The organism is Pseudostreptobacillus sp. (assembly GCF_977040545.1).
The window spans coordinates 1-9,475 of the sequence record NZ_CDRRBS010000040.1; the positions used below are offsets into that span (position 1 = coordinate 1).

Genomic DNA, 9,475 nt, shown 5'->3' on the forward strand with positions numbered 1-9,475 from the left:
AATTTTAATAATTTCTTTTTCAGTTTCCTTTTTTATAAGCATATTTTTATATACCCCAGATAATGAATAAATAGATATTAAACTAATACTAATTACAACTACAACTTCAATTAAACTAAAACCTTTATTTTTCAATCCAACCCCTCCTTTTTAATTATATTTTATTCTATTTTTAATTTTTAGTCAACATAAAAAGCACTTAATAATTTAAGAAAATAAATTCCTAATTTTAAGTGCTTTTTTTTATAAAAATAATATTTAATCTTCTAATGAATATTCAATTTTTGATAATCTATAATAATAATTCCATCTCTCTTTAGCATTTTCCAGATTTAATTCAAATAATTCTTTAGCATGCTCTGGATTAGTTTTTTGAAGAGAAGTAAATCTAGATTCACTCATTAAAAAATCAATGTACTTATCCCAATTTGGTTTTCTTGAATCTAGCTGTAAAGGATTTTTCCCATTCTTTATACGTCTTGGATCAAATCTTAATAAAGGCCAATAACCTACTTCAGTTGCTAGTTTTTCTTGTTCTTGTGCTACTCCCATTCCCCCTTTAATTCCATGTGCTATACATGGAGAGTAAGCTATAACTATCGCAGGTCCATCAAATTCTTGTGCTTCTTTTAAAGCTCTTAAAGTTTGATTTTGATTAGCTCCCATAGAAACTTTAGCAACATAAATATCACTATAACTCATCATAATTGCAGCTAAATCTTTTTTCTTTTTTCTTTTACCATTATTAGTAAATTTAGCTACCGAACCTATCGTAGAAGCTGATGAAGATTGTCCACCTGTATTAGAATAAACTTCTGTGTCTAATACTAACATTTTAATATTATCTCCTGTTCCTAAAACATGATCTAATCCACTAAATCCAATATCATAAGCCCAACCATCTCCTCCTATAACCCAAACAGCACGAGGAGTAATATATGCTTTTAATTCTAATGCTTCACTTATTCTTTCATCATTTTCTATTTCTTTTTCCATTTTTTCAAATAAACTATTTTTTATTTCCTGAATCATATTAATATCTTGTTGATTTTCTAATATTTTAACTATATCTTCTTTCAACTCTAAACTAATATTATCACTATCTTTTAATTGATTAAATAATTCTAATAATCTATGTCTTAATTTTTCACTTGCTTGGAGCATTCCATAACCATATTCTGCTGTATCTTCAAAAAGAGATGATGCCCAAGCAGGTCCTTCTCCTTTTTCATTTTTAGTATAAGGTGTTGATGGTGCATATCCACCATAAATTGATGAACATCCTGTAGAATTGGCTATCATCATTCTATCACCATATAGTTGTGTTAAAAGTTTAATATACGGTGTTTCACCACAACCAGCACAAGCTCCTGAAAACTCAAATAAAGGTTTAGAAAATTGTGAACCTTTTACAGTTTCCTTATTAATATATGTATCTTTATACGTAACATTATTATACAAGTAATCTGCATTTTCTTTTTCTCCTTTTTCAAGTTGTTCTTCTATAGGTCTCATTACTAAAGCCTTATTTTTTGCAGGACATACCTCAGCACAAGCACTACACCCTGTACAATCAAGAGGAGATACTTGTATCCTATATCTCAATCTTTCAAGTCCTTTACCTATAGGATTTAGTAAATCCATACCACTTGGTATTCCCTTAAGTTCTTCTTCATCTATTAAAAATGGTCTAATAGCTGCGTGAGGACACACATAAGAACATTGATTACACTGTATACAATGTTCAGGTCGCCATTCCGGTATAAACTTAGCTATAGCTCTCTTTTCATATTCTGCCTCACCATTTTCAAATGTTCCATCTTCAAATCCATCAAATATAGATACAGGTAATTTATCACCTTTTAAAGCAGTAATTGGTTCAGAAATTTTTGCCATAAATGAATTTTTATCCAAACTATTACCATAGTCAAGTGTTAAATATTCATCTTCATCTACTAGGATTTTCCATTCAGGATTTACATATATTTCTTGTATATACATTTCCGTTAAATCTATTACTCTATTATTTTTTTCTACTACATCATCGCCTTTTAATCCATAGTTTTTATAAACATACTCTTTAATCCTATTCTTAGCATCTTCAAAATCAACTATATTACTAATTCTGAAAAAAGCAGTTTGCATAATAGTATTTATTTTGTCCATCATTTTTTCTTCATAAGCTAGCTTGTTTGCATTGATGATATAAAATCTGGCATTAGAAATAGCTAATTGTCTTTTTACTTTTTTAGGTAATAGTTCTAAAAGTTTTTCTTCATCATACATAGTATTTAATAAAAAAATTCCATTTTCTTTAAGTCCTTCTAAAACTTCATATTTTCTAATAAAAGTAAAATTAGAACACGATACAAAATTAGGATTTTTAACTAAATATGTTGACCTTATTGGATAGTTACTAAATCTTAAATGTGATCTAGTTATACCTCCAGCTTTTTTAGAATCATAAGCAAAATATGCTTGTACATATTTATTAGTCATATCTCCTATAATCTTAACACTACTTTTATTAGCACTAACCGTACCATCTGAACCTAACCCATAAAAAAGACAAGACATATCATTAGTATCTGATAAATCAGGATTTTCATATATTGGTAATGAAGTGAATGTAACATCATCTACTATACCAACTGTAAAATGATCCTTAGGTTCTCTTAAAACTAAATTTTTAAATACTGCTATTATTTGTGATGGGTTAACATCTTTTGATGAAAGTCCATAACGACCTCCTACTATACTTTTAATATTAGAATTTCCAAAAAGAGCAGATTTAACATCTAAATAAAGTGGTTCACCATATGAACCTGGTTCTTTAGTCCTATCTAAAACAGCTATTTTTTTTACACTTTCCGGTATAACTTCTACTAAATCATTAACAGAAAATGGTCTATATAGGCTAACTTTAACCATCCCAACCTTTTCTCCTCTTTTATTTAAGAAATCTACTGTTTCTTTTATAGTCTCACATACCGATCCCATTGCTATTATTATATTTCTAGCCTCTTTATGTCCATAATAAGTAAAAGGTTTGTATTCCCTACCTGTAATTTTAGATATTTCTTCCATGTATTCTTTAACTACTTTAATAGAATTTTCATAATATTTATTTTGTGATTCTCTTGCTTGAAAAAATATATCATCATTTTGTGCTGTACCACGAGTTACAGGATTATTAGGATCTAAAGCTCTTTTTCTAAATTCATTAACACTGTTATAATCAATTAATTTCCCTAAATTTTCATATTCCATTATTTCTATTTTTTGCATTTCATGTGATGTTCTAAAGCCATCAAAAAAATGTAAAAATGGTACTCTTGATTTAATTGCTGAAAGATGTGCAACACCTGCTAAATCCATAACTTCTTGTACAGAAGAAGAAGCAAGCATTGCCCACCCAGTCATTCTTGTTGCATATATATCTTGATGATCCCCAAATATTGATAATGCATGAGTTGATATACTTCTTGCCGCAACATGTATAACTCCCGGAAGTAATTCTCCTGATATTTTATACATATTTGGTATTTTTAAAAGTAAACCTTGTGATGCTGTATATGTAGTCGTTAATGCTCCTGATTGCAAACTTCCATGAACTACACCAGCAGCACCTGCTTCTGATTGCATTTCTATAACTTTAGGTATACTCCCAAATAAATTTTTCATATTTCTTGATGACCACACATCAACAAATTCTGCCATAGTCGTTGAAGGTGTAATTGGGTATATAGCTGCAACTTCAGTGAAAGCATAAGAAATATATGCAGCAGCTTCATTTCCATCCATAACCCTTTTCTTTTTTAATTTTTCCATAATTCCTCCTCAAACTAGGCAATTTCTTCCATTGCAGTAGTCTTATTTAAAAAATATTTCAAGTTCTTTATGATTTAATGGTTTAGTACATAAAGAAACTATAATATATGATATTAATGCTATTAATAATGAAGGTACAATATTATGTAATCCATAAATTGAAATACTAAATTGCGACAATATTATCAATACAACAAATCCAGATATTACTGATGCAATTGCACCATATGCTGTACCTCTTTTCCAATATAGACCTATTACCATAGGAACAAAGAATAAAACTTCTTGACCTGAAAAAGCAAATAAATTTATCCAAACTATTAAACTAGATTGATTTATAGATAATAAATATGTAAGTAAACCTATACCCAATGATATAGCTAATGATATTCTTTTAAGCTTATTCTCACTATCATTTCCTTTAGATATAAAATTAATATATATATCTTTTACAATTGCTGAAGAAATAAGAATAAGAACGGAATCAACAGTAGACATAATTGCAGCTAGAGGCCCTCCTATAAATACACCTGCAAGTATAGGATTTAAGTTTTTTAGCGCAAGTGTAGGTATTAATTTATCACTTACATCTATACTTGGTTCTAAATATCTTCCCATAAATCCTACTAAATGCATACCTAATAATAAGAATCCTACTACAAATGTTCCTATTATCATTGCATTATGCATAGCTTTTGAATCTTTAAATCCCATAGCTCTAACAGTAGTTGATGGTATACCAAGAACTCCTATACCAACTAATATCCAGAATGACATTATAAATGGTTTAGCTATAGCTCCACCAGCATCTGGTTTTAATAAATTAGGATTTATCTCTCTTGCTCTACTTACAATATTTCCCATACTTCCTGCTTTATTAAGTATCACTACGAATAATACAAATGTAGCTATCATCATTATTAACCCTTGAACAGCATCATTTACAGTTGCTGCTTTAAATCCTCCAAAAGCTGTATATATTATCGTACAAAAAGCAAATATCATAAGAGCTAATTTATAATCTATACCTATTATACTTTCTATTAATCTTGCTCCACCTACAAATTGAGCAACTATTGATGTCATTAAAAATACTATTGTAAGTAAAGATAACAGTAATACTAAAGTATCATTTTTATATCTTGCACGTATTATATCTATTATTGTCAAGGCATTTAATTTTCTTGAAATAATGGCAAGTTTTTTCCCTAAAATACCAAGTGTTAAGAATATTAAAGGAACTTGTATACAAGCTAGAAGTACCCAACCTAAACCTTTATCATAAGCAATAGATGGACCACTTATAAAAGAAGAAGCACTAATATATGTAGAAACTATAGTCATAGCTAATACAAATCCTCCCATAGTTCTACTTCCTAAATAATAATCTTCTATAAACTTTCCTTCTTTTTTATTATCTTTATTTACATAATAAGCTACATAAAAAGTAATAACTAAATATATTATTAATGGTATTATAATTTCTAATTTATTCATTTTCTTCTATAACCTCCCCTGTTTCAAGGTCTATATTTTTAAAGAAAAATTTTACAACAATATAGACTAATAAATTTACTAAAACAAATCCTAAAACACAAGAATAGAAAAACCAATCAGGTAATCCTAATACATACTTATAATCCTCTACATTTTTAGGCGGATAAATATATGCAAAATAATACCACCATAAAAAATATAAAAAATACAAAAAAATAGTAATCAAAGCTTCTTTATTAATTTGATTCTTCATTTATAACACCTTCTTTCAAAATTATTTTATCTAAAATTAAAAATTTTGGATTCATTGGTTCTTTTTTACCGTTAAATACATATCCTGCCATACGTCTAACTTGTTGTGGCATAAAGGAATTTCCATCAAAGTAAAGCTTACCCTCAACATAACTAACTTTAACATCTCTTATATGATTTTTTAATTTTAATCCCTTATAATTTGTAAATTCAGAAAAATCCATTTTTCCACTTATCTCATTTGCACGCTTTATAATAGTTTTTTCATCAACTCTATGGAATTTTTTAGGATAATAATAGTTATATATACGTCTCTCTACTACATCGGGTAAAATTATACCTTTATCTACTACATACGCTTTTTTAATTTTTAATCCATCTATATCTAAATTATAATCTAATATATCTAAATCGAATTCATTGGCAATAAAATAAATATAGTTTGAATTTGCAGAAACTTTAGCATCTGTCCTACCAGCTTGTTGTAGCCCTTTATATATAACTATTCCTTTTGATATAAGATAAGTTTTAAGTACATTCTTAGTTGTTTTTTTATCTTTAATTTCATCAAATGCATCAAATTTCTTACCTTTATATGATATTTCTAATAAATAACCTAATTTATTTTTTCTCATTATATTCTTTAATTGCTAATTCTAGCAATCTCATCCCATCTTCTATATCTCTTAAATTATTTCCACAAAAAGAAAATCTAACTTCTTTTTTCCCAAGCTCTACATGTTCCCTTGAATAAAACCCATTTCCTGGTGCAAACATTAAAGTTTTACCTTCATATCTAAAATCAGTTAATAACCATTTTGCAAATTTATCAGTATCATCAACCGGAAGAGAGGCAAAGATATAGAATGCTGCATCTGGTTTATTGGCTATTACACCTTCTATTTTTGATAATTTTTCATACATTAAATCACGTCTTTTCTTATATTCCTTATTTACATAATCTATATGTACATCAATTCCTCTTACAAGGCTAGTAGCAGCAAATTGTTCTATTGTAGAAACGGATAATCTAGCTTGACATAATTTCAACATTTGAGTTATTAATTCCTTATTTTTAGAAGCAATAACACCTATTCTTGCACCACATGCACTATAGTGTTTAGAGATACTATCTATTAATATAATTCTATCTGATAGATCGTCAAAAGTTAAAAATGATTTAAAATTAGTTTTATCATCATATATAAATTGTCTATAAACTTCATCTGATATTATGAATATATTATGTTCTTTTGCAAGCCTTTTAATATCTTCTATCTCTCTTTCACTTAATACAACCCCAGTTGGATTACAAGGATTAGAAAAAAGTATGGCTTTTGTCTTAGAAGTTATAAGTTTCTCCATATCTTCATATTTAGGTAATCTATAACCTTCTTCTATTTTAGTTACTATTGGAATAAGATTTGCTCCAGCTATTCTTAAAAAAGAATCATAATTTGAATAATAAGGTTCAGGCACTAACACTTCATCTCCTGGATTACATATTGCATTCATTGCAAATTGAAGTGCCTCACTTCCCCCATTTGTTATTATAATTTCATCTTTTGAAATATTCAAATTATATCTACTATAGTATTCTGAAAAAGCTTCCAAAAGATTATTAAGACCTTGTGAATTTGCATATTTAACAATTTTTTCTTGATATCTTATAAGTCCATTAAAAAAAGAATCTGGAGTTTTAACATCTGGTTGTCCTATATGAAACTCATATATTTTTACTCCATTTTTCCTTGCTTCATCTGCAAGTGGCACAAATTTTCTCACAGGTGAATACTGCATATTTAATACTCTATCTGATAATTTAATCATCTTTTACTCCTTATTATTTTTTAATCACATATATTTTATTACATTTCAATTTTTAAATCAAGTTAATAAAGTAAAAAGTGTAGCAAATTTAATACTACACTTAATATAATTTTATTCTTCTTTTCTTATAATATTTATAATTAAAATCAATAATATTACACAAATAAAAGTCATATATTTATCTATATATATTATAATATAATCACCTACAAGTACACCAGATATAAAACCTAATATTACAGTCCCGTAAAGTTTTGTTTCATCTCTTCTTTTATTTATAACAGCTTCTACTAAACTTCTAGTATTTCCTGTACACATCGTTGACATATAAACCTTACCATAAACTTTTCTAAATGCTTGTACCTGTGCACCTGATACAAATGCAATTAATGAAACAGAAAATACATCTGATGGTATAAAAGGAATTATAAACATTGCCATTATTTCAGTAGATAATATTACTTCTCTCCAAATTTTAATATTAAAATTTTTAAAATTAATTTTTAATATTTCTGTAGTACTAACTCCTAGTATAAAAAATAATATTGGCAACCCATATTTAATAATATTTCTAATATTATCACCTGAAACTCTATTTAAATAATATACCATTCTAACAATATTTCCTGTTATTGCTGTCGCAAAAATACCATCTTTTAACTTATATGAATATATTTCTAACATTCCACCAATAAAAGTAAGTAAAAATGCAACTCTTCTTAATTCTACCTTACTACTAACCTTTAATTCTTTCAAGTTCCTTCACTGCCTCCTCAAAAGAATATACTAAAACTCCATATTTTAGTATAGCTCCTAAAACATAATGATTAATTGCATAAGTAGGTATTTCATACTTACTCGCACTTTTTAATCTAATATCAGAATTAATTGCTATTATTTTTTTACCATTAGACAGGGCTATTCCTAACTCAACCATCACTCCAGGATCATCATTAGTAATATCAGCTAAAAATACATCTGCATTAAGTATAGCATTCGTATCACCATTAAATATATCAAGGGGTGTTGGTAATTTTTCTTTATTTTCATTAAAGGGTTGTTCAATAGGATTGAATAAATCTATACCTTTTATTCTATCTCTTAAAATTTTCCCCTCTTTTAATCTTTGTGCTACTTCAGCTTCATTAAAAAGTCCACCTGCTAAATATACTTTCATTATATAATCACCTCACATATTTATTTTTTATATTCATCTTTCATAATTATTAAAACTATATATTGAATTATAGCAAAAAGTAGAATGTATTGTATAGTGTCTGAATTTATATTTTTAAATATTATTATTAATGTATTAAATGGATTTAATATTAAATCCCATGAATTTAATCTAATAAATCTTCCTATGTATACAGCTACACCAGTTAATATAGATATAAATACATATATTATATGTTTAAACCTATAATTAACTATAAAATTATTTAAAGAAATATAACTAAGTTTTATAGCTATCAGTACAGCAACGAAAATAAGAGAAAGCCTTATCCAATTTGTAAAATTCATAATATATCTAATTCCATGAGTATCTTTTACATAATATTTCATAACAGAAATATGTATTAGATCAGTAAATAAATAAATTACATTCGGAAAAAAAACTAAAGCAATTAAATTGTTAATACATTTAAAAAACTTATTTTTAATTTTAATAAAACTCAACAAAAATGGTATATAAGCAAGAAATATGTTCCATATCAAAAAATAATATTTTGGATATATAGCCAGCAAAATTATTATATATATCAAAATTATAAAAGAATATTTTTTCAAAATTTTATTCATAATCTTCCTCTAAAGGCAGTAACTCCGTATATATTTCATAATCTAACAAATATTCTTGTAATATATTTTTATATTTATCTATTTGTTCTAAATATTTTTTAAGTGTACTATCAATTTCATCATCCATACCTTTAGTTGCATTTAGATCTACTTTAATTTCTACTTTTTCATTATATGTTTGAGTCATAATGATATTACTTAATACGCAAATATTCGACACAACACCGCAAAACTCAACTTCCTCATAATCACTACGACTTAT

At 26.9% G+C, this 9,475-nt stretch carries 10 protein-coding genes; all 10 read right to left on the reverse strand.

Translation table 11 applies throughout. The features are described 5' to 3' along the window. A partial coding sequence (locus ACWYO2_RS03235) for a prepilin-type N-terminal cleavage/methylation domain-containing protein (protein ID WP_455515070.1) occupies positions 1-135 on the reverse strand: 135 nt, incomplete at its 3' end. 123 nt (positions 136-258) lie between these two features. Beyond that, positions 259-3,831, reverse strand: coding sequence for a pyruvate:ferredoxin (flavodoxin) oxidoreductase (nifJ, locus tag ACWYO2_RS03240; protein WP_455515062.1), 3,573 nt, complete (start codon positions 3,829-3,831; stop codon positions 259-261). 42 nt (positions 3,832-3,873) lie between these two features. Further along, positions 3,874-5,328, reverse strand: coding sequence for a sodium/pantothenate symporter (panF, locus tag ACWYO2_RS03245; RefSeq protein ID WP_455515063.1), 1,455 nt, complete (start codon positions 5,326-5,328; stop codon positions 3,874-3,876). Then, positions 5,321-5,581 (reverse strand): YhdT family protein, encoded by a 261-nt coding sequence (locus ACWYO2_RS03250; protein ID WP_455515064.1) that lies wholly within the window; start codon positions 5,579-5,581, stop codon positions 5,321-5,323. Before ACWYO2_RS03250 ends, panF begins: the two co-directional genes overlap by 8 nt. Next, positions 5,565-6,215: a pseudouridylate synthase gene (locus ACWYO2_RS03255; protein ID WP_455515065.1), complete on the reverse strand. Its 651-nt coding sequence runs from the start codon at positions 6,213-6,215 to the stop codon at positions 5,565-5,567. The genes ACWYO2_RS03250 and ACWYO2_RS03255 overlap by 17 nt, the downstream gene beginning before the upstream one ends. Next, positions 6,202-7,407 carry a pyridoxal phosphate-dependent aminotransferase gene (locus ACWYO2_RS03260; protein ID WP_455515071.1) on the reverse strand — a complete coding sequence of 402 codons (1,206 nt, stop codon included), beginning with the start codon at positions 7,405-7,407 and terminating at the stop codon, positions 6,202-6,204. Before ACWYO2_RS03260 ends, ACWYO2_RS03255 begins: the two co-directional genes overlap by 14 nt. Before the next feature lie 114 nt (positions 7,408-7,521). Then, on the reverse strand, positions 7,522-8,166 hold the full coding sequence (locus ACWYO2_RS03265; RefSeq protein WP_455515066.1) for a YoaK family protein: 645 nt from the start codon (positions 8,164-8,166) through the stop codon (positions 7,522-7,524). Continuing rightward, the gene (locus ACWYO2_RS03270) at positions 8,147-8,587 is read right to left on the reverse strand and encodes a nucleoside 2-deoxyribosyltransferase (RefSeq protein WP_455515067.1); all 441 of its coding nucleotides are present in this window, start codon (positions 8,585-8,587) and stop codon (positions 8,147-8,149) included. Before ACWYO2_RS03270 ends, ACWYO2_RS03265 begins: the two co-directional genes overlap by 20 nt. Positions 8,588-8,607: 20 nt before the next feature. Further along, positions 8,608-9,213 carry a DUF1361 domain-containing protein gene (locus ACWYO2_RS03275; protein ID WP_455515068.1) on the reverse strand — a complete coding sequence of 202 codons (606 nt, stop codon included), beginning with the start codon at positions 9,211-9,213 and terminating at the stop codon, positions 8,608-8,610. Continuing rightward, positions 9,206-9,475 (reverse strand): hypothetical protein (locus ACWYO2_RS03280; protein WP_455515069.1); only part of this gene is annotated, 270 nt, incomplete at its 5' end. The genes ACWYO2_RS03275 and ACWYO2_RS03280, both read right to left, overlap by 8 nt.

Excerpts from the sequence above, each read along its gene's own strand:
- nifJ (WP_455515062.1), bottom strand. The coding sequence starts at position 3,831 with ATGGAAAAATTAAAAAAGAAAAGGGTTATGGATGGAAATGAAGCTGCT.
- panF (WP_455515063.1), bottom strand. The coding sequence starts at position 5,328 with ATGAATAAATTAGAAATTATAATACCATTAATAATATATTTAGTTATT.
- ACWYO2_RS03250 (WP_455515064.1), bottom strand. The coding sequence starts at position 5,581 with ATGAAGAATCAAATTAATAAAGAAGCTTTGATTACTATTTTTTTGTAT.
- ACWYO2_RS03255 (WP_455515065.1), bottom strand. The coding sequence starts at position 6,215 with ATGAGAAAAAATAAATTAGGTTATTTATTAGAAATATCATATAAAGGT.
- ACWYO2_RS03270 (WP_455515067.1), bottom strand. The coding sequence starts at position 8,587 with ATGAAAGTATATTTAGCAGGTGGACTTTTTAATGAAGCTGAAGTAGCA.
- ACWYO2_RS03275 (WP_455515068.1), bottom strand. The coding sequence starts at position 9,213 with ATGAATAAAATTTTGAAAAAATATTCTTTTATAATTTTGATATATATA.